The organism is Corynebacterium sp. HMSC074A01 (genome assembly GCF_001831515.1).
GTDB lineage: Bacteria > Actinomycetota > Actinomycetes > Mycobacteriales > Mycobacteriaceae > Corynebacterium.
On the sequence record NZ_KV825598.1, the window covers coordinates 77,193 to 97,907 of the forward strand.

The 20,715-nt window shown below is 61.2% G+C and carries 10 protein-coding genes and 1 tRNA gene; 6 read left to right on the forward strand and 5 right to left on the reverse strand.

All coding sequences use genetic code 11. The annotated features are described in order from the left end of the window. Positions 1 to 11 precede the first annotated feature (11 nt). The 4 genes from HMPREF2550_RS00625 to HMPREF2550_RS00640 all read left to right on the forward strand — a co-directional run bounded on the left by HMPREF2550_RS00625 (position 12) and on the right by HMPREF2550_RS00640 (position 13,177). Positions 12 to 84, forward strand: a tRNA-Ala gene (locus HMPREF2550_RS00625). A gap of 424 nt (positions 85 to 508) precedes the next feature. Next, on the forward strand, positions 509 to 4,888 hold the full coding sequence (locus HMPREF2550_RS00630; protein ID WP_070789056.1) for a hypothetical protein: 4,380 nt from the start codon (positions 509 to 511) through the stop codon (positions 4,886 to 4,888). Between the two features lie 433 nt (positions 4,889 to 5,321). Next, positions 5,322 to 9,812, forward strand: coding sequence for a hypothetical protein (locus tag HMPREF2550_RS00635; RefSeq protein WP_070789057.1), 4,491 nt, complete (start codon positions 5,322 to 5,324; stop codon positions 9,810 to 9,812). Between the two features lie 320 nt (positions 9,813 to 10,132). Next, positions 10,133 to 13,177, forward strand: coding sequence for a hypothetical protein (locus HMPREF2550_RS00640; RefSeq protein WP_210400198.1), 3,045 nt, complete (start codon positions 10,133 to 10,135; stop codon positions 13,175 to 13,177). A 1-nt stretch (position 13,178) separates the two neighbouring features. On the opposite strand, the gene HMPREF2550_RS00645 is transcribed toward HMPREF2550_RS00640, so the two are convergent. From HMPREF2550_RS00645 to HMPREF2550_RS00660, 4 genes are all read right to left on the reverse strand, one after another. Then, the gene (locus HMPREF2550_RS00645; RefSeq protein ID WP_168167664.1) at positions 13,179 to 14,705 is read right to left on the reverse strand and encodes a cutinase family protein; all 1,527 of its coding nucleotides are present in this window, start codon (positions 14,703 to 14,705) and stop codon (positions 13,179 to 13,181) included. 30 nt (positions 14,706 to 14,735) lie between these two features. Then, complete coding sequence (locus HMPREF2550_RS00650) at positions 14,736 to 15,167, reverse strand: DoxX family membrane protein (protein ID WP_070762509.1); 432 nt, start codon at positions 15,165 to 15,167, stop codon at positions 14,736 to 14,738. A gap of 69 nt (positions 15,168 to 15,236) precedes the next feature. Continuing rightward, positions 15,237 to 17,330 (reverse strand): YhgE/Pip domain-containing protein, encoded by a 2,094-nt coding sequence (locus HMPREF2550_RS00655; RefSeq protein WP_070789062.1) that lies wholly within the window; start codon positions 17,328 to 17,330, stop codon positions 15,237 to 15,239. Continuing rightward, a complete protein-coding gene (locus tag HMPREF2550_RS00660) occupies positions 17,327 to 17,908 on the reverse strand; it encodes a DEAD/DEAH box helicase family protein (protein ID WP_070789064.1) in 582 nt (193 codons plus the stop codon). Before HMPREF2550_RS00660 ends, HMPREF2550_RS00655 begins: the two co-directional genes overlap by 4 nt. Before the next feature lie 108 nt (positions 17,909 to 18,016). Here HMPREF2550_RS00660 and HMPREF2550_RS00665 point away from each other — a divergent pair, with 108 nt between their 5' ends. Together HMPREF2550_RS00665 and HMPREF2550_RS00670 are read left to right on the forward strand one after the other, a co-directional pair. Beyond that, complete coding sequence (locus tag HMPREF2550_RS00665; protein WP_070762506.1) at positions 18,017 to 18,571, forward strand: TetR/AcrR family transcriptional regulator; 555 nt, start codon at positions 18,017 to 18,019, stop codon at positions 18,569 to 18,571. Positions 18,572 to 18,673: 102 nt separating this feature from the next. After that, positions 18,674 to 19,702, forward strand: a complete 1,029-nt coding sequence (locus HMPREF2550_RS00670) for an HNH endonuclease signature motif containing protein (RefSeq protein WP_141760475.1) — start codon at positions 18,674 to 18,676, stop codon at positions 19,700 to 19,702. 152 nt (positions 19,703 to 19,854) lie between these two features. Here HMPREF2550_RS00670 and HMPREF2550_RS00675 read toward each other — a convergent pair whose 3' ends face one another. Next, positions 19,855 to 20,553 carry a hypothetical protein gene (locus tag HMPREF2550_RS00675; RefSeq protein WP_038587466.1) on the reverse strand — a complete coding sequence of 233 codons (699 nt, stop codon included), beginning with the start codon at positions 20,551 to 20,553 and terminating at the stop codon, positions 19,855 to 19,857. Positions 20,554 to 20,715 lie beyond the last annotated feature (162 nt).

The window sequence follows — 20,715 nt, forward strand, 5'->3', positions numbered from 1 at the left end:
GTCTCGGCAATGGGGCATTAGCTCAGTTGGTAGAGCACCTGCTTTGCAAGCAGGATGTCAGGAGTTCGATTCTCCTATGCTCCACAGTGTGGGATAACCCCCGCGCCGTCACAGACACGGTGCGGGGGTTGTTGCGTTGCGTGCTTAGCTAGCGTGGAGAGCTGGTTTTCTGTGCTGATTTTAAGTTTTTTGCACGCATACCCCCTTTTCTGAGTGACTAATACGAAAATGTGGCACATATCACTCAAACATTTTTGGGTTTTTGTCAGGTTGAAAAGGCCAAGGTCAGCGCCTTTGTCGACTGGCTTAGGTCCGCCTGTGCGCGTTGTAATGCGGTTTTTCCGCACACCTTGGGGATGGTGGACTACTTTCCACGAAACGGTTGTGATTGAATGAAACTCTGTCAGTGTGTAGATCCGTGTTCAGGAGATCTCCAGGCTGCTTCGATTATCTCCGACAAGTTTTAAGGATTGGGCCGTTGCAAAACGCAAATCTAAAGAAGCGCATTATGTCTGCGCTCATTTCCACCGCTGTCGTCGCGAGCGGTGCAGTTGCTATCACCCCGGCTGCTCAGGCAGACGAGAAGGTGACGAAGGTGTACTCCCAGCTCGCGGGCGATGAGCTGCAGGACGCCGTGGACTTTAACATCAAGCAGCAGATCTCCAAGCACGTTGGTGAGTCTGCGCAGATGGTTTACGCCACCAATTACGGCCCGGGCTGGTGCATTGATATTGCGCAGCCGGCACCCCGTTACGATTCTCAGTACGAGGTGCGCAAGCTTGACGGTATGTCCGGCCTGGTGGGTTACAACAAGGTTGATGGCGGCACGCTGAAGATTGACCCGGACGTGCAGAAGGCTGCTGTCGCCGGTACCAAGCGGATGCTGACCGAGTACAACAACGGCAACTACGCAGAGGTCAAGCGCATCAACTACGCGCTGCAGGCCCTGCTGTCCAACCACAAGGAGACCCTTGACCTGGTCCGTGGCCAGATCCGCCGCGAGGTCGCGGGCTCCGGCATGCCGATGATCACGGCCGCCGAGTTCACCCAGTGGACCGGTTTTGAGATCAAGGCCAACTTTGGCAACCAGCTCGGCCAGTCCCGTTACTACCTGGCCAAGTCGGACTCTTTTGACAAGGTCACGTCCAACGTGGAGCAGGGTGAGTACGTCACCATCCTGATGCCGAAGAACTACAACCTCAGCGACAAGATCGGCGATGAGGGCACCACCCAGCGCATCATCACCATCGCGCAGCCGGGCCTGAAGGGTTTCAACCCGCGTCCGGGCGGCCCGAACGTCTCCGTGGAGACCGTGACGGTGACCAAGCCGGCGGAGGCGGTCACGACGGTGACGAGCACCATCCCGGGTAAGACCGTGACCAAGACGGTGCAGGCCGAGGGCCCGACCGAGACGGCACACGTGACCGAGCGCCCCGAGCGCACGGTGACCAAGTACGTGCAGCCGGTCCACGAGCGCACGGAGACCGTCCGCGCGACCCGCACCGACGTCAAGGACGTCACCCCGACGGTGACCAAGACCGTGGTCAAGCGCGACAGCACCGAGACGGTGACCTCGACCGTGACCGAGGCTCCGGAGACCATCGTGGTGGAGGAGCGCGAGCCGGATACCACCACCACGGTGTACAAGGGCGCCGAAGCCACCGTCACCGAGACGGATGCACCCGACACCGTCACCAGCACCAAGACTGCTGAGCCGAAGACGGTCACGCAGACCTCCACGCTCGCACCGAGCACCGTGGTGAAGACCGTGACCGCTGCGCCGGAGGCAACGGTGACCACCACGGTGGAGAACATCACGCACGAGACCATCGAGAGCACGCGCGTTGTTGAGCGCTACTTCCGCAAGTACGAGTACGCCTTCGACTTCTCCCAGAAGAAGGACGAGCGCCACATCGAGGTGGAGAAGCTCGGCGATTGGAAGATCGACTTCATCGACGACTCCAACGGCCTGGTCAAGGTCACCAAGTCCAAGGACGGCAAGGGTCTTGATATCAAGCCGATCAAGGAGGGTGAGGGCGACGTCCGCATCGTGATCGTGGATGGCGAGGGCAACCGCCACGAATACACCATCCACGTGATCAACAAGGCGCAGAAGGAGATCACGGAGAAGGACGTTGTGGTGAACAACCACTTCTTCAACATCACCGTCGCTGGCGCGTCCCAGGAGATCGAGATCCCGAAGGGCTGGACCTACGAGATCGAGGAGGGTGGCGCGTACATCACCACCGAGGAGAAGGACGGCAAGATCGTCGTCACTCCGAACGAGGGTGTCATCAGCGCTACCGCGAAGATCACGGTGCACGAGCCGGGCGAGCGTCCGCGCAACGAGAACAACTACATCTTCAACATTGCGCCGGACAGCAAGTTTGATAAGCACCGCGTGATTGGTAACTCCAACGCCTACAAGCTGGAGATCGAGGACGCGCAGGGCGAGCCGACCGTCATCCAGGGCGAGGACATCGTTGCGTCCCTGGAAAAGAATGAGCAGGGCGTGTGGGTCCTGACGCCGAAGTCGGACAAGACCGGCAAGGTCGTTGTCTCCATCAAGGATTCGCAAGGCAACACCCACCAGTTCACCCTCGACGTCCGCCAGGGCACCAACGTGCTCGTGGACGTGGTGACCAAGTCTGTGACCGTTGGCAGCGTGATCGGGATCGAAGCCGACGGTGGCTACGAGCTGGACTTCAAGCAGGGCGAGGAGATCGCCGACTGGAAGAAGGACAACGGCAAGTTCATCATCACGCCGACTGGCGAGGGCGTCATCGTGGCAAACCTCTTCCAGAAGGTTGACGGTGAGCGCGTCCTCGTGGGCACCTACACCATTATCGCTACTCCTGCGGGTGCGAAGGTGGAGACCCAGGAGGTCAGCCACGAGATCAAGAACCGCCAGACGGTCGACATCACCAAGGGCGAGGACGACCACAAGATTGTTGTCACCGAGGGCAAGGATAACGTCACGGTGGCTGAGGTGGAGAAGGACGGCAAGACCGTTACCCGCCTGATGCCGGACAAGGACTTCACCGGCACGATTGTCGTGGAGGAGCAGCGCGGCGACGATGTGGTCGTTCGCTACACCATCAACGTTGTCGAGAGCGAGGTTGACGAGACAACTCAGCCCGTTAACGAAGACTCCAAGGTGATCGTCAACCGCAACAACGACCTGCAGCGCCTTGTCGTTGTCGAGGGCGAGAACCTGCTCAAGAACGCCCCGAAGGACGACCAGAAGCAGTTCATTCCGGAGTTCGTCGACGGTGCCGAGGGCACAGTCGTCATCGAACTGCAGAACTCCCGTGATCTGCCGATCCAGCGCTGGATCCTGAACCTCACGCCGAAGAAGCCGTCCGAGTTCACCTACAAGATCACGGACCGCTCCGAGGTCAAGCTCACGGCTCCGGAGAACGCGTCCTACAAGATCGTTGAGGGCCAGGACCTGATCAAGGTCGAGCGCAACGGCAACGACATCGTTGTCAACCCGAACAAGGGTGTCAAGGGTACTGCTGTTGTCGAGGTCACCAACGGTGCGCAGAAGACCCGTTACGTGCTTGTCATCGACCCGATTGGTGGCGGCGCAAACGGCGACGGTACTACTGGCGAGAGCACCTTCAAGGTCTCCGAGCTGGGCAACTTCACCGTGACCGTGCGCAACGAGAACACCTACGAGGTAGTTAAGGGCAATGAGTACGTCACCGTCGTTGACAAGGACGGCAAGTGGATTCTCACCCCGAAGGAGGACACCTCCGGTAACTTCGTCACCGTCATTGAGAAGACCAAGACCGGTGTTGTGGTCAACCGCCACATCATTGAGATCACCGAGCAGGGGCGCAAGCTCAACTTCACCGAGGTGCGCAAGAAGGTCGAGCCGAAGATAGACAGCTGGGAGACCCCGGGTAAGGGCAACACCCTGCACATCGTGCGCGGCTACGACCTGATTGAGAACCCGGAGCCGGACGAGCACGGCAGGTTCAACCTCAAGCCGATCCCGGGTTCCACCGGCTCCATCGTTATCGAGGAGCGCGACAACAACGGCAACCCGATCCGCATCATCGAAGGGGAGATCCCAGAGACCTCCGGTGGTTCGTCCATCGAGCCGCCGAAGATCTCCTACGAGAAGAACAACGGCTCGATCACCATCATCGTTGATGGCAAGGGCGGCTTCGGCATCGAGGCCTGCCTTGACAAGAACCCGCCGAAGAACGCGAAGGATTGCAAGAACCTCAAGCCGATTGATGAGAAGTACATCAAGGACAACGGCAACGGGAGCTACACCATCGAAAACGGTGGCATCCCTGACGGCACCACCGCGCTGGTGATCACCCCGACCGGCAACGGCATTGTGGACAACAACAACCGTGTGATCGTGGACATCACCATCGACAATCAGGGCTCTGGTGCTGGCAATGTGAACGTTGGTTCGTCTGACCCGAAGTGCATTGCTTCGTTGGTTGGTCTGGCTTCGCCGTTGCTGCTGCTGATTCCGCTGGGCATTTTGTCCCAGGTGCATATCCCGGGTCTGGAGGGTGTGCGTGGTCAGCTCAATGCTGCGATCAAGGACGCTAATGACCGTATCCAGCAGGGTCTGGGTATCTACGATCATGATCGTGCTCAGCGTGCTGCAGGTGTGCAGGGTGCGTTCGCGATCGAGAATTCGCAGATGATTGGTATGGCTGCTGGTGCGCTTGGCGTGATCACTGCTGGCCTGCTGATTGGCGACGCGGTATTGCGTGCTTGCGGCCAGCAGGAGGCAACGTCCTCCTACCAGCTGGGCAAGGCTACCGATAACGAGACGTTGATGTACGGCTCGTCCGGTAAGCCTGCTGAGTCCGAGGCTGCGAAGCCGGAGGATGAGAAGGCTGCTGACGAGAAGTAGTCTCTAACGCCTTAAGAAAGCCGCTTGTGAGGGTCGAAAGCCCACACAAGCGGCTTTCCGCATGCGTGCGTACGATCTGAGGTTCAACAAATTTCTGTGCTGATTCTAAGTTTTTATGCGCCAAATCCCCTTTTCTAGGTGAAAAACGGAAAAATGTGGCACATATCACGATAAGATTTTTGGGTTTTTGTCAGGTTGTAAAAGGCAAGGTCAACGGGGTGGACCCGAAGCTTGTGAGCGCCTGTGCCCGTTGTAATGCGGTTTTTCCGCACACCTTGGGGATGGTGGACTACTTTCCACGAAACGGTTGTGATTGAATGAAACTCTGTCAGTGTGTAGATCCGTGTTCAGGAGATCTCCAGGCTGCTTCGATTATCTCCGACAAGTTTTAAGGATTGGGCCGTTGCAAAACGCAAATCTAAAGAAGCGCATTATGGCCGCGCTTATCTCCGGTGTCCTCGCTACCGGTACCACCGCTGTTATTGTCCCCGAGGCTTCTGCTGCAGACCAGATGATCGTAGAGGCCTACCAGCGCCTCGACGAGGCGTCGCTGCGCCAATTCGAGATTGAGCAGAGCAAGCTTGCAAAACGGTACCCGAAGTGGACTCAGCCAGTGCAGGTGCTGTCCACCAATCAGGGACCTGGCTGGTGCATCGACTGGGGTATTGATAGCTCGTGGAACAACCCTGACGGGTTCGAGGTGCGCAAGCTCACCGGTCAGTCTGGCCGTGTTGGTCAGGGCTATGCCATCGACGAGAACATCCGCATCGCTTCGATCACCTTGACTAAGCAGATGCTCACGGACTTCAAGCAGTGGGAGGAGACTTCTTCCTCCTCGCTGGAGAAAGACATCCAGACGAAGAACCGCTACCTTCAGGCACTGTTGGGTAACAACCCGAGTGAGCTGAACGGCGTCCGCGAGCTCATTCACGATCGCGATCTGATTAAGTTCCAAAACCTCACGGGCTTCAGCATCACGCGCGTGCAGAACCCGTCTGATGGCGTCAACTACCGCCTGGTCCCGAACCAGTCGAAGCTCGACGACATGAAGAAGAAGATCGGCCCGAACGAGTTTGTTACCGTTCTTGTTCCGAAGAACTACAACTGGAACATGAACAAGCGCAAGGAATGGACCTTCCAGCGCTTGATCACGATTTACCAGCCTGGCTTGGATCTGTCGTGGCAGCCGAAGCCAGATTACGATTTCAGCACCACCGTCACGGAGACCCCGAAAGAGACCCTCACTGAGGTCACCACGATGCCGGAGCACGTCACCACGGTGACTGAGCCGGGCAAGCCGACGACCAAGACGATCGTGACTGAGGAGCCGACAACGGTCACGCGTACCAGCACGCTGCCGGCTTTCACGACCGTTACCACGGTTACCGAGCCGGATGAGGTCGTCACCACCACTAAGACGCACCCGGCGAAGACCACCGAGGTTGTGCGGACCGAGAACGGTACCCCGGTTACTGAGACGAAGACCATTACGCCTGAACCGGAGATCGTCACGGAGACGAAGAAGGGTGGCGTCAAGACGGTCACCTCGACGGTTACCGATACGACCGTCACAGAGACTGTCCCTGGTGAGAAGAAGACTGTTACCCAGGTCGAGACCCCGGAGGTCACCACAACCCGCACCGTTCCTGCTGGCGAAACCACCGTCACCAAGACCGTTGCAGGCGAGCCGACGACCGTCACGGTGAACAAGGACTCCAAGTACTACACCGAGAAGGTCTACGAGTCCATCAAGGAAGTCTACGAGTACTACCAGTTCGCTGGCTTCACCAAGGAAGAAAAGTCCAAGGTCATTGAGCTGGACAAGCGCATCAGCGGTTCATGGAGCTTCCGAATCACTGAGGGTTCTGAGTACGTCATCGTCGAGCGTGGCGAGAAGGACGGCCAGCTGATCGTTACCCCGCGCCCGGGCATTGATGGCGAGCACAAGGTCACCATCGTGGTCACCGATGACCAGGGTCGTGAGCACGTCTACCGCCTGACCATCAACAACACGGTCAACATTGATGAGTCCATCAATGTGAAGGTGAACAACTTCTTCTACAACATCAACACCGGCGGCGAGGGTGACCGCTTCAAGGTGCTGAAGTACAACGAGGGTGAGACCTGGAAGAAGGTCAAGGGCGGCGAGCTTGTCGAGGTTAAGGATGACGGCAAGGGCAGCCTGACCGTCACCCCGAAGGATGGCGTGACTTCCGGCGAAGTGATTGTGACGATCACCGATAAGCAGGGCAACGAGCGTGAGAACATCATCACGATCGAGAATAAGGAGTCGAAGTACGACGTCACCCGTACGATCCTGAACACCTCGGTCGGTTTCGTTGAGTACCGCGGCGGCGACTTTAAGATCATCGAGGGCGAGGACGTTCTCGATATTAAGCAGGTCGAGGTCAATGGCGAGAAGGTTTGGAAGATCGTTCCGAAGGTCGAAGAGGGCAGCGCGCGCGTCGTCTTCACCGACAAGGACGGCGTTGAGTACACCTTCACCTTCGAGGTAGTTAAGGACCCGAACGGTGGCCCAAAGGTCGTCCAGCACAACATCAACTACACCGGCAACGTTGAGATTGAGCGTCGTGAGGATTACCGCTATGAGGTAGTGAAGGGCGATCACCTGCTGAATGAAGAGCAGCTCAACATCGAGGAGACGACCCGTGAAACCGACGGGAAGAAGGTCTGGCAGATCACTCCGAACAAGGATGATCTTAAGCTGAAGGAAGAAGGCGGCACTGCCGTCATCAATATCAAGGACAGCGAGGATCGCCTTGTTGGGATCTTCACCGTCAACATCGAGCGTGAGGTCACCGGCGATGTCGAGAAGGTGACGCGCGAACGCGAGGTCGCGGACCGCTCCACAGTTAATGTCTTCCTTGGCGACAACGAAAACAACTACTTTGCTGTTGAGCCACTCGATGGCACCAACCTGGGCGATTTCTTCAAAGAGCCGGAAAAGTACGCAGGAAAGGAGATCAAGGATAACCTCCAGCTGAAGTTCAAGCCAGGCGCTGAGGGTAAGTTCAAGGTCACCGAGTACATTTGGCGAGTTGGCGAAGATAAGATTGTCCGGGATGAAAAGGGCAACGTTGTCGAACACATTAAGGGCAAGAAAGAGCCCGTCCCGATCACCGAGTACGTCTACACCGTTAAGCCGTTCCAGCCGAGTGAGTCTACCTACACCATCACGGCGGACAACGAGGTCGACCTGCAGGGCAAGAAGCTCTACGTCACCGAGGGGCAGAAGCTGCTCGAATCCATTCCGACTGATGGCGAGTCCAAGTTCAAGCTTGTTCCGAAGGCTGACGCTAACGGCAAGGTTGTGATTGAGAACCGCACCGATGACGGCTTCGTCTTCGAGCGCTACATCCTCAATATCACCCCGGGCCGCGCAGCCTCCAAGGACAATGTCATCGAGAAGACGATGACCTGGAGCGGGGTTGCACGCATCAATAAGGAAGAGGGCCATACTTACAAGTTTGTCTCCGCTAAGGATGCGAAGGGCAACGACGTCGACGGCAACGATCTCGTCCGCGTCAAGGAAGAGAATGGTGAGTTCGTCGTCAGCGGCCGCGCTGGCAAGACCGGTACCGTTACCATTGCGGTAAGCGACAACCGTGGTGTGTACGCGACCTACAAGCTCACCATCAACGAGGCTGAGGGCGCACGCGTCTACGACTACCAGATCTCCACTAATGCAGAGTTCCGCGCAACCCTGGTGGAGAAGTCCAACCAGTTTGTCGTCATCGACGGTGGCGAGTACCTCGAGACTCCGAACAACGATGGCAACCAGTGGACCGTGAAGCCGAAGCAGAGCGGCGTGGGCAAGACCGCGACGGTTGAGGAGTGGGATCAGGACGGCAACGTTCTGAACACCTACAACCTGAAGATCGTCCAGGGCGCAACCAGCGGTTCCCGCCACCTGCGTGACTACCTGATCGTTGGCCAGGCGAAGGCCTACGAGCCGATCTCTGAGGGCAACACCTTCAAGGTTGTGCAGGGTGCCGACCACGTCAACACGGGCAAGGATGACAAGGGCAACTTCACGCTGACCCCGAAGTCCGGCACCGACAACAAGACGGTTGTAACCGAGGAGTACGACAAGGATGGCATCCTGGTCCGCACGATCACTTCGCTGATCATCCCGGAGAGCCTCACCTCCAACGGTGCGTTCCTGGGCGACAACCGCGATGTTGCCAAGATCATCCGTGATGAGAAGACCGGCCAGATCACCGTTGTCTTCGACAAGGAAGGCGGCGACGTCGCGATCGCTGAGGGCTCCGAGCTCGTCGACCAGAGCCGCGACGGTAACAACATCATCCTCACCCCGAAGCAGGGCGCAAACGGCACGGTCATCTTCATCCCGGTGCTTGAAGGTTCCCAGAACAAGTCGGCTTCCGAAGTAAAGGTGCGAGTCAACACCAGCAACAACCAGGGCGGTGGCAACGTCAACGTTGGCTCCTCCGACCCGAAGTGCATTGCTTCGCTGGTTGGTTTGGCTTCGCCGCTGCTGCTGCTGATCCCGCTGGGCATCCTGTCCCAGGTGCATATCCCGGGTCTGGAGGGTGTGCGTGGTCAGCTCAATGCTGCGATCAAGGACGCTAATGACCGTATCCAGCAGGGTCTGGGTATCTACGATCATGATCGTGCTCAGCGTGCTGCAGGTGTGCAGGGTGCGTTCGCGATCGAGAATTCGCAGATGATTGGTATGGCTGCTGGTGCGCTTGGCGTGATCACTGCTGGCCTGCTGATTGGCGACGCGGTGCTGCGTGCCTGTGGTCAGCAGGAGTCGACGTCGTCCTACCAGCTGGGCAAGGCTACTGATAACGAGACGTTGATGTACGGCTCTTCTGGTAAGCCTGCTGAGTCCGAGGCTGCGAAGCCGGACGATGAGAAGGCTGCTGAGGAGAAGTAGTCTCTAGCGCCTTAAGAAAGCCGCTTGTGTGGAAACCCCACGCAAGCGGCTTTCCACTTCTTACCCACATGAGATTCTCCATAACACAAAGACGTATTGAAGTCGGCGGCGAGGCGTTCGTCGGTGTGACAGAATAGATACTGTCATTACCCACCTCATTTCCAGGACAGTCCAACCTCGCGTTGTGCTTTCTCGGAAAGTTCGAAGGATTCCCGTTGCAACCCTCCCTCAAGAAGCGCGCCATAGCCGCACTTATTTCCAGCGTCCTCGCTACTAGCGCCACTGCCGTCATCACTCCTAATGCTTTCGCTGAAGACAAGATGTCCGCAGACAAGGTCGCCGAAGTAGCATTCCAGCCTGTCGCGCCCGGCACACTCCGCAAGTTCAAGGCTCTCCAGCCAAAGTTTGCCCAGCAAGCGAAAGGTTTTGATGGGGCGGTCGCACCGCTTCGCACTGACCTCGGACCAGCCTGGAGCATCGATGGCGCGGCAAACAACCTCGATGACGTTCGGGTTCGCAAGCTGACCGGCCAGTCTGGTCGCGTGGGCGAAGGCGAGAGCCTGGATACCCAGGTTCGTGTCGCCGCGATCAATCTGGTCAAAGCGCTTCAGAAGGATCTCCAGGAGTACGAATCCGCGCCTTCAACCACGCTGAAGCAGCAGCTTGAGCAGAAACTGCTCTTTACGCGGGCCCTGCTTGGCAACGACGTTGCAACCCTGAACACGGCACGTACCGACGTCCTCAACAACCACGCGAACGCTTTCTACGAGCTCACCGGCTTCAAAGTCGCGCAGAGGACCCAGCCGGGCTCTGCGAACGAGACCCTGAACTACGTCCTCGTCCCGGATACGCAGAAGATCGAGGAGCCCACTGCGGGCGAGGATGAGTACATCACCGTGCTTCTCGGCGGGGAGGGCGAGCGTCTGCTCTCCCTCTACCAGCCAGGGCTCGACCTGCCTGACAACGCCGAGGCGACTGAGAGCACCTCAACGGAGTACTTCCTGTTTGCAGGGTTTACCGCCGATGAGAAGTCCAAGACCATTGACCTGGACCTGCGTATCAAGGGCCACTGGACCTTTGACGTTACCGAGGGCGCGAAGTACGTCCAGGTCACCCGCGGCGAGCGTGACCACGAGCTCGTGCTTGCACCGCGCCCGGGCTTCGAGGGCGACGCTACCGCCACGGTCGTCATCACCGATGAGCAAGCGAACGAGCACATCTACCACCTGCAGCTCAACAACACCATCAACTCGGAGGCCCCGGCGAAGGAGCCGGAGCAGATTATCGACGCCCCGCCACGCGCTCCCGAGGAAACCGTGTACCGCCAGCTGCCCACCAGCACAGTTGCCTACATTGCCAGGAACGGCGGCACCGCAAAGGTCACGACGGGTCAGAACTTGCTGTCGGTGTCTGCGACCGAGATCAACGGCACACCGGTGTGGAAGGTGATCCCTTCGACCAAGGGCGACGAAGGCACGGCCCACGTAGTGGTCACTGACGCCGACGGCACCGAGCGTCCCCACGACTTCGATGTGGTGAATCGGAAGTACGCGACGAAGAGTATCGTCCACGAGTCCCTCCCGTATATGGGAAGCACGAAGCTGCCACGCCCTGCTGGAGGGAAGTACGACGTTATCCAGGGCGAAGAGCTTGTAAACATCACTGCGGCAGAGAATGGTTGGATCGTCACTCCGAATGAGGACGACGCTGAGCTGAAGAAGAACGGTGGCACCGCCGTCATCAACATCAAGGACCGCGAAGGTCGTCTCGTTCAAAACGTAACCGTCTACATTGCGGCCAAGCGACCAGACTCCACACCGGTACACGAAGTTGTTGATCTCTCGATGGTCAAGCTCCGATCGCACAACTACGAGGACAATCACTTCACAGTCGAACCGCTGGATGGCGCAAGTCTCGATGACTTCTTCGAGAACCCAGAGGCCTATGAGGGCAAGGATCTCCAAGACGACCTGCAGCTGAGGTTTAAGCCGGGCGCGGAGGGCAAGTTCAAGGTCACCGAGTTTGTTCGGAAGGTCAACCAGGAAGTCGTCATGGACGAGATCGGTAACGTCCTCGAACAAAAGGACAACGGCTACGAGAACACCCCAGTCGCCGAGCACATCTACTCGGTCACCCCGTTTGAGCCGATCGAGTCCGTGTACACGATCACGCCTTACAACGAGTTGGGGCTGACTGGCACCAGTCTCTACGTCACCGAAGGCGAGGATCTGCTCCAGAGCGTCCCGACCCTGGGCGAGTCCAAGATCGAGGTCACCCCGAACCGCAGCGCAGGCGGCAAGGTCGTCATTGAGAACCGTACCGAGGATGGCCACGTCTTTGAGCGCTCCATCGTCAACATCACGCCTGCTGAGCGGGATACGGTCGTCGAGAAGGAGATGACCTGGGCTGCCACCGCGCGTATCAACCAGGAGGAGGGCGACACCTACAAGTTCGTCTCCGCCACGGATTCGGAGGGCAACGACATTGACGGCATCGATTTGGTCCGCGTGCGCGAGGACAGCGGCGCTTTCGTCATCAACGGCCGCGCTGGAAAGATCGGTACCGTCACCATCGCGCTGAGTGACAGATTCGGCGTCTTCGCGACCTACAAGCTCACGATCACGGAGCCCGAAGACGCTCGTGTCTACAACTTCGACATTTCCACCAACGGCGAATTCCGCGCATCCGTGGTGGACAAGTCCAACAAGTTCGTCGTCATCGACGGCGAGGAGCACCTCGAAACCGTGCGTACCGATGGCAACCAGTGGTCGGCCAAACCGAAGGCAGACGCTGCGGGCAAGACCGTGGTGATTGAGGAGCAGGACGAGGACGGCAACGTCATCAGCACCTACAACCTGGGGATCGTCCAGGGCAAGACCACGTCGCTGACCTTCCCCGGCACCACCCCGACCGACAACGAGTTCAACGCACGCAACAAGGACATCGCCAGCACCAAGCGCGACGCGGACACCGGCGCGATCACCGTTACCTTCGACAAGGCAGGCGGCGACATCGGCATTGCCGAGGGTACCGACCTCGTCGACATCACCCGCGAGGGCAACACCATGGTGCTTACCCCGAAGCAGGGCGTGCGTGGCACGCTGTCGTTCGTCCCGGTGATCGACAACGTCCAGAACACCACCGGCTACAGCTTCGACATCAACACGAAGTCCAGCAATAACGGCAACACCCCGAAGGACGGTTCCGCGGACCCGAAGACTGTCGCCTCTTCCGTGGGTATCGCGACTCCGTTGGTGCTGCTGCTCGCGCTGATCGCCGTGTCCCAGCTGCCGATCCCGGGGCTGGAGGGCGTACGCGCGCAGATTAACGCCGCCATCGACAACGCGACGAAGGCGTTCAAGTAGCTCACCGCTCCCGCAGCACCCCGCGGACCACGTCGTCGAGCCAGTCGAGCACGTAGTCGTAGCCGCGCTGACCGTCGATGTTGAAGCCGCCGGGGCTGTCGGTGTAGCCCAGCTTGTAGTAGGACATGTGGCGCGGCCCGAAGTCGCCGGCCTGCGCCGCTGACGCCAACAGGTTCGCGTTGGCCGGGTTGCGCATCGCGGCGTCCAGTCCCGCAGCACCAGCCACCTGGTCCATCAGCGCGCTCACCGCGGCGTGCGTCGCGGCCTGGCGTTGCTCGGTGGGAGTGGGCACGCGCGGCACCACGCCCGCGCCAGCCAGCTGCAGGTAGAAGCGTTCGGTGGCCTGGGTCGCCCGCATCGCCTCCAGCGCGACGTCGTACCAGCCTGCCGCCTCGCTGTCCTCAGGCATCGCCCCACGCAGCCCCTCCAGCGCGGGTAGCAAATACGTCCAGGTCACGCCCTCTTTCGCCAGGTTCGGCAGCGCGGACATTAAGGTGACGGCCGCGAGCTGCTCCGCTGGGGTCGCCGCCTGCTCGGCGCGGGTGGCGCGGTCGGCGGCCTGGGCGAAGAGGCCGATTTCGCCGATGATGAGGGCGGCGGTGGTGGCGTCGAGAAGCGAAAGCCCCGAGACGCGCACCGCCTGCTGCAGGGGAACACCGGCGTCCAGCTGGCGCGAAAACTCCAGCACATGCATGCCGGTCGCCGCGTTCGGCGGGCCGACGACCTCCTCGCGCATCGCCACATCCGCCAAATCGCGCAGCGCCGACGCCGGATCCGTCGAGCACGCCATGTCCGCCGCATTACACAGCGACAGCACCTTGCCCTCCAGCCCGGCAAAACTCAGCGCCCGCTCGCCGGCCAACCCCACCCGACCAGGCACAACGCCCGATCCGCCGCCGTTGACCAGCTCGCCGCCGCGTGCCAGCTGCCCCTTTGGCGCGGGCGCGTACAGCTTCGCGTCGCCTAAGGGCCTTTGCTTCACGACGCCCGAACGCCCCGGATCCGCAAACAACACCACCGCAGCCACCTGATCCGGCCCCACGCCCGCCACCTTCCCGTGGCCGATTGCCGCCGCGACATCGCCAATCAAGTGCGCGCCCTGCGAGTAGCCGATCAGGATAAACCTGGTGTGCGGGCAGTTGCGGGCGACGGTGCGGATCTCGCGGGCGGCGTCGTCGGTGCCGAGGGTGACGGACTCGCCATAAGTAGCGGTTTCGGTGCCCTCGATGCCGCCGCTGGCGCTGCCGAGCGCGCTGAAGCGGCCGAGCGAGGCGGGGTAGCGGACCTGGTAGGTGCGCACGGTGCGGGCGCCGAAGTGTTCGGTGAGGTCGGCGGCGGGGGAGGAGTTGTCGTCGAAAAGCGACTCGCGCGCGGATGGGTCCCAGGAATGCGAAAACCCGGACCCCGCCGCTTGCACGACGTGGACCGGGGTACAGCTCGGCGCCACCAGGTCCCACGGCTGCGCTTGTGCAACCGGGGTGGCCGGGGCGAGAGCTGTAATAAGCGTGAGGGCGGCGAGACGTTTCACGCGAAACATTTTAGTCGCGCCGCGGCTTGCTTACTTGCGCGGCAGTGCCATGAGCGCGGCACCGATGGCCACGAGCCAGGAGTCTTTCGACAGCGCGGTGCCCTCCTGGGACGGGCGGATGCCGTCGTCCTCGGTCATGGCGTCGTTGCCGAAGTACATAGTGAGCAGGCCCGCGCCGAAGCTGGCAAGTGCTGCGCCCGCCAGGCGGTTGGACACGAAGGGGGCGAGCAGGGCCGCGCCGATGCCGGTCTCGGAGTAGGCGACGAACTTGGCAAAGGTCTTCGGGTCCACGTCCTTCAGCGCCGGGATGCCGGTCTGTGCCATGCCGTGGAGGAACTGGGCGGTGCCCTCGTCGGCGCCGAGCTTGCCCGCGCCGGAGTTCAGGATAAACAGGCCGGTGGGCACGCGCAGCAGGGCAGCGGCCAGGCGGGTGCTAGGGTTCTTCTTCTCGTTGCGGAACATGGTGTCTCCTTTGTAGGTGGGGTCCATTACAAAGTTGATGATACGTCTACAATTTGTTCCTGGCAACCGTTACACCGACAGCTCCGGGTGCAGATCCTTCTCCGGGATCTGACGCAGGTGCTTCAGCCCCAGGCAGGACACGATCCAGGAGGCAATCGCGATGCCGATGAGCACCAGCGTCGCCCGAATCATGCGGGGATCGCCGCCGTTGGTGCCAAAGAGCGCGTAGCGCATCAGGTCCACCGAGTACCGCATCGGGTCCCAGCTGTGTACCCACTGGATGAACTTCGGCTGCACCTCCGGCGGGTACAGGCCGTTCGACGCCACCAGCTGCAGCGACATCAGCGCCATGGTGAGCAGGCGGGCGATCGCCTTCCCGAAAATGCAGTTGAGCATATAGATGAACGAGATGAACGCCCACGACACGCCCACCAGCACCAGCAGGAGTGTGCCCGTGTACGTCGGGTCGATGTCCAGCAGGAAGACCTGCACGGCCCACAGGAAGAAGGCCTGCACCGCGCCGACGAGGAAGGAAGGCACCAGCGTATCCAGCATGACGCGGTAGACCGGCGTGCCCGAGTCGATCGCGCGGCGGTTGATCGGCTGCATCACCATGTACAGGATCAGGCCGCCGAACCACAGCGACAGCGAGAGGAAGAACGGCGACAGGCCCTTGCCGAAGTAGGCGAGGTCATCGCCCACCTCGTTGAGGACCACCGGTTGCGACGCCGTCTCGACCGCCTTGTCCAGGCGATCGCCGCGCCACGTCGGGGCCTCCTCCTGCGCGTCGTGGAGCTTGACGCTGAGCTCGCCGGTGCCGCTGTCCAGCTGCACCAGGCCGTCATTCAGTGCGCCGAGGCCCACGACCAGCTGGTTGGAGCCGTCCGCCAGACGCGAGGACGCGTCCGAGGCCGTATTCGCCGCCACGACCAGCTGCGAGGTGCCGTCTTTGAGCTGCGCCACGCCAGCGACCAGCGTGCCGGAGCCGTCCTGCAGTTTCGCCAGACCGGCCGCCAGCTGCTGCGAGGCGTCCGTCGCACGGTTCACGCCACCGCGGTACTGCGCATTCGGGTCGTTCAGCTCAGTCGCGATCTGGTGCGCGCCGTTCTGCAGCAGCTGCAGCTGGCCAACCAGGCTCGAATCCATCGCCGAAGACAGCGCACCGTTGTGCAGCTTCGCCTGCGTAGCACGCGCCTGCGCCGCGAGCTCCGCGGTGCCCGGGATCGGGGAGGCGTCCAGGTCGCGGATGACCTGACTCAGCGAGGCGTCGATGTCCGCGAACGCGGCCTGCGCCGCGCCCAGCTGGCCCGCCACGCCCGCGATCTTGTCCACACCGCCGGCGACCTGCGACGCGCCCGCACCGAGCTTGTCGGTGCCGGACTGCAGCGTCACCATGCCCTCGGAGAGCTGGTTGGCGCCGTCAGCGGCGGTGCCGATGCCGGTGTTGAGCTGGTTCGCGCCGTCGGCAAGCCGCCCGACGCCGTCGTCAAGCTTGTGCGCTGCGCCCGGCAGCTCTTGCAGCTTCGAGTTAAATTCCTGCATGCCGTCGTCGAGCTTGGTCGCGCCGTCGTCAAGCTTCTGCCCGCCCTCGCCGGCCTTCTTCGCGCCCTCGTTGAGCTTGCCGGCGCCCTCGGCGGCCTGGCCCATGCCGTCGTTGATGGTGTTGAAGCCCACGAAGAGCTGCTCCACCACCTTCGAGCCGACCGTCACCGACACCGCATCAGTAATCATGCGGGTCGCCTGGCTGCCCAGCATGGTGGGGATAAACCCGTTGGTCTCGTTCAGCGTGACGTTGATCTTCGCCTGGTGCGGGTTCTCCTCTTTGACACTCTTCGCGGCCTCGGTGAAGTCGCGCGGAATCTCCATACCTAAGTAGTAGGTACCGTCGGCGATACCTTCGCGCGCCTCCTCGGCGCTGACCACCCGAAAGTCCATCGGGTCTTCTTCGAGCAGCTTATCGACGACCTGTTGCCCCGCCTCGCCCTCATCCGAGTTCACCAACGCCACCGGCACCTTGTTCAGGTTGCCCAGCGGGTCGAAGTAGCTCCACACGAACAGGCCGCCGAACAACAGCGGGAGCACCATGATCGCAAGCATGGCCAAAGGCGGCAGCTTGCCGTGCAGAAACTTGCGGAAGTTCGAGCCAATATGCAGTCCGCTCATCGGTCCTCCTCGTTCGCGCTGATGACCAGGACGGCAACGTCCTCGGCCACGGCGTGCAGGTTTTCTAGCAGTTCGGCGCGCAGCGACATGTCGCGGATCTGGTCCACGTCGTCCACGATCAAAAGCTCCGCCTCCGGGCGCGACACCAGCGCGAGCAGGATACGCAGACGGAAGCGGTTGAGCACGTGCAGCTCGCCGACCTTCGTCTTCTCGTCCAAGTCCTCCAGCCCGAGTGGTTCCAGCCAGCGCTCGACGGTGTCGTGCTCCAGCGGGCGGCGCGGAGTGGGCTTGAAGAAGGGCTGCGACCACGCGATCTGCTCGCGCAACAGGTCGCGCACGGGAATCTGGCGGTCGAGGGAGTCAATCAGGTGCACGCCCGCGAGCGCGGTGCGCTTGAACCCCGGCCCGTCGACGTCGCCCGAGTGCTGTTTGTATCGCCCGGCCAGCGTCATGGCGAGGGTGGTGGCGCTGGACTCGCGCCCGACGTGCAGGAAGTTGAACCCCTCTTCGGCGTCGACGCTTAACGGCGTGTCGCCTTTGCGCAGCACAAGGTCTGTGGCGCTGAGAATTGTTGTCATTTTCAAAACTCCAAGTGGAGGGTTAGCTATCACTTAAAACTCCTGCTATGGTGCTCCGCAGACTCGGCGATGTCAAGACGAAAGAGTATCGCGCCCGAGGAGGCACCCATGCGATCAGACGCGCGCGCAAAGCGCGACCAAATCATCACAGCTGCCACCGAGCAGTTCCGGACCCGCCCAAACTCCGCAGTCACCCTGGAGGCCGTGGCCAAAGACGCAGGTGTTGGTATCGCTACACTCTACCGCCACTTCCCCTCCCGCGCCGCGCTGCGACAGGCGTGCGCGCTGCGATTTATCGACGAACTCGACGTCCTCCTCGGCAAAACACTCACCGACTTCTCCGCCGACCCAGAAGGCAATTGGGAGCGCTTCATCTGGCAACTTGTCGACGCCGGCGTGGGCATCCTCGTCGGCGCCCTCGCCCCCGAGCACCCCGCCAGCTCCGAGCGCCTCGACGAGTTCTTCCGCCACGTCCAAGTCCTCCTCGACACGGCCGCGCCGCACGGGTTGGTTAGTCCTGACGCCACGCCCATCGAGCTTGCCTCCGAACTCATCGTGGTGACCCGCCCCATGGACGAGACGCTGACCGCGCTGTTTCCCGACGTCCGCGAACGCCTCGTCCGCCACCTCCTCACCGCCTGGCGAGTTTCAGCCCAACCCTAGTTAGACGTTCGTTTTGGGTCGTTGGTTCCGTTTCGGGCTAATAATGGGTGTATTCTCACATTCCCTTGTTTTGGCAGGTAAACGTGGTTTATCGTCGGGTGCATGACAGATTTGGATGCACTTGCTTTGGTTGACCGCTGCGGATACGACTTCGTCGCCGCTGCGGCCGGACTTGAGCTTGCCCAATTACAGGCACACGGCATCCAGCAAGACCGCGCGAAGCAACTCCGCGACACCGCGAGTGTGCTGTGCGGGAAAACCTCGCACACCAAGTACCAGGCGCGCGCCCAAGAAGGCGCACGTGTCAACGGGCATAGGTTGGACACACTTGCCTACATCACCCGCTCCGCCCGCTCCCTCAAGGACGTAACCAAGCGCTGGCACTACATCGATCAGCTTTGTAACACAGCAGGCGACTTGGCGCGCATCCGCCGTGTGGCCGCAGAACTGAAAGCCGAACTGCAGGCCCCGGAGCCGCGCACCCCGAAAGCACGGGTCACCCACCACGGGGATGGGTACGCCACCTTGCGCCTGACCGGCCCCGCCGCCGACGTCCAAGGCGTCTTTGATGCTGCGAAGAACGACGTCACCGGCTGGCTAAACGGCGGGTGCCCAAAGGCCGAGTACCTGGTGCGCGTGACCGCCAACCTGGACCTGGGTGATTACCTGCGCATCATCGCAGGCGAAGGCAACGACGTTAAGGTCCACTTCGACAACGGTGTAATCGTCTCCGGTGAGGAGTTTGTGCGCATGCAGCTCGAAGAAATCGGGGCGATCATCCTCATCGGCGTCATGGACGGACCAGTCAACGCCTACCACGCACGCTTCGCCACCCCGAAACACCGAGAAGTCATGCTTGCCGACTCCACCACCTGCACCTGGAAAGGCTGCAACGCACCCGCCTCCGAGTGCGACGCCCACCACATGGTCGAACACCAACACGGAGGCGAAACCACACCATCCAACCTCGGGTGGTTATGCAAATACCACAACTCCCAAGCAGCACGCGGCACCCGGGGACATACCGAACGGCGCGACGGGCAGATCACCTACGTCTCACCCTACGGGAACGTCACCCCCACCGGCACCGACCACAAAGCCCGCGCCGACAACCGCAAACCACCCGACTAAACCTGCACGTTAAAAGCCCGCGCGCCAGCAAACACTGGCGCGCCTACAGGCATGCCCGGAACTAGTCGTCCCGACATAAATAACCCCGCCGACCTGCCAGGCGCTGCCTGGCGTTGTTCGGCGGGGTAGGGGTGCGCGTGGTGCAGTGCTAGCTAGTCCGCGTCCTTGGTGCCCTTGCGCTGCGAGTCGTCGAGCGTGTCCAGGGTGGACAGCGTCTCGCCATCGGGAACGGCCGCGTCCGCCGCGTCGGCGGTCAGCCCCGTCGCCTGAGCAGAATCAGCACCCTCGGCAGGCTCCGTCGGCGGCACCGCGGCGTGCTCGCCGTAGGTGTCGGCGTCAGGCGCAAAGACGCCTTCGTTCTCGGTCGAGGTGGAGTAGACCAGCTTCGCCTCGCCGGAGCGGGCGACGTCGGTCAGGTCGATCTCGGGCTCGGCGTCCTCGAGCTTGTCCTTCAGCCAGAACTCCCACAGCGCCCAGCCGGCACCCGCGAGCGCGCCCGCGCCGAGCAGCCCCGCGGCGACCGTACGGCCCTTGCCGCGGGCCTTCTTCTTGTGCGCCTTGGCTTCGGCGCGCCACGCGGTGCGCTGCGCCTCGCGCCCGGGCAGTGCGGCGTTGAAAGCGGCGCGGCGCTTGTCCAGGCGCGCGTGGGCGGCGCGGGTGAGTTCGCCGGCTTGGGTGCGCGCGGCGTCGTAAAGCTGCTCGAGCTCGTCGGCGTCGGTGATGTTGCGGTCCTCGAGCGCGGCGAGCAGCGCGTCGTAGGTTTCGCGCTTGCGCTTGTCGCCTTGCTCGCGGAAGTACTTGGCGGCGTCGGCCGCGCCGGTGAAGAGCAGTCGCAGGGTGAACGGGTTCATGGTGCTCCTTGAAGTTGGTTGTCTCGTAGCCGCCAGCCTACAGATTCCGCCCGGACTAAGCGTTACGCAAAAACATACCAAGCGGTTCATTTTGCGGATTAATATTCAGAAAAATGTGGCCAACACGCTGCGCAAACACGGCCGTCAATTGTGCCCGAAAAG

Bases quoted from the DNA above. Each gene is read 5' to 3' on its own strand.
- HMPREF2550_RS00650 (WP_070762509.1), bottom strand. From the start codon at position 15,167: ATGTTCCGCAACGAGAAGAAGAACCCTAGCACCCGCCTGGCCGCTGCC.
- HMPREF2550_RS00635 (WP_070789057.1), top strand. From the start codon at position 5,322: ATGGCCGCGCTTATCTCCGGTGTCCTCGCTACCGGTACCACCGCTGTT.
- HMPREF2550_RS00660 (WP_070789064.1), bottom strand. From the start codon at position 17,908: ATGACAACAATTCTCAGCGCCACAGACCTTGTGCTGCGCAAAGGCGAC.
- HMPREF2550_RS00670 (WP_141760475.1), top strand. From the start codon at position 18,674: ATGACAGATTTGGATGCACTTGCTTTGGTTGACCGCTGCGGATACGAC.
- HMPREF2550_RS00640 (WP_210400198.1), top strand. From the start codon at position 10,133: ATGTCCGCAGACAAGGTCGCCGAAGTAGCATTCCAGCCTGTCGCGCCC.
- HMPREF2550_RS00665 (WP_070762506.1), top strand. From the start codon at position 18,017: ATGCGATCAGACGCGCGCGCAAAGCGCGACCAAATCATCACAGCTGCC.
- HMPREF2550_RS00630 (WP_070789056.1), top strand. From the start codon at position 509: ATGTCTGCGCTCATTTCCACCGCTGTCGTCGCGAGCGGTGCAGTTGCT.
- HMPREF2550_RS00655 (WP_070789062.1), bottom strand. From the start codon at position 17,330: ATGAGCGGACTGCATATTGGCTCGAACTTCCGCAAGTTTCTGCACGGC.
- HMPREF2550_RS00675 (WP_038587466.1), bottom strand. From the start codon at position 20,553: ATGAACCCGTTCACCCTGCGACTGCTCTTCACCGGCGCGGCCGACGCC.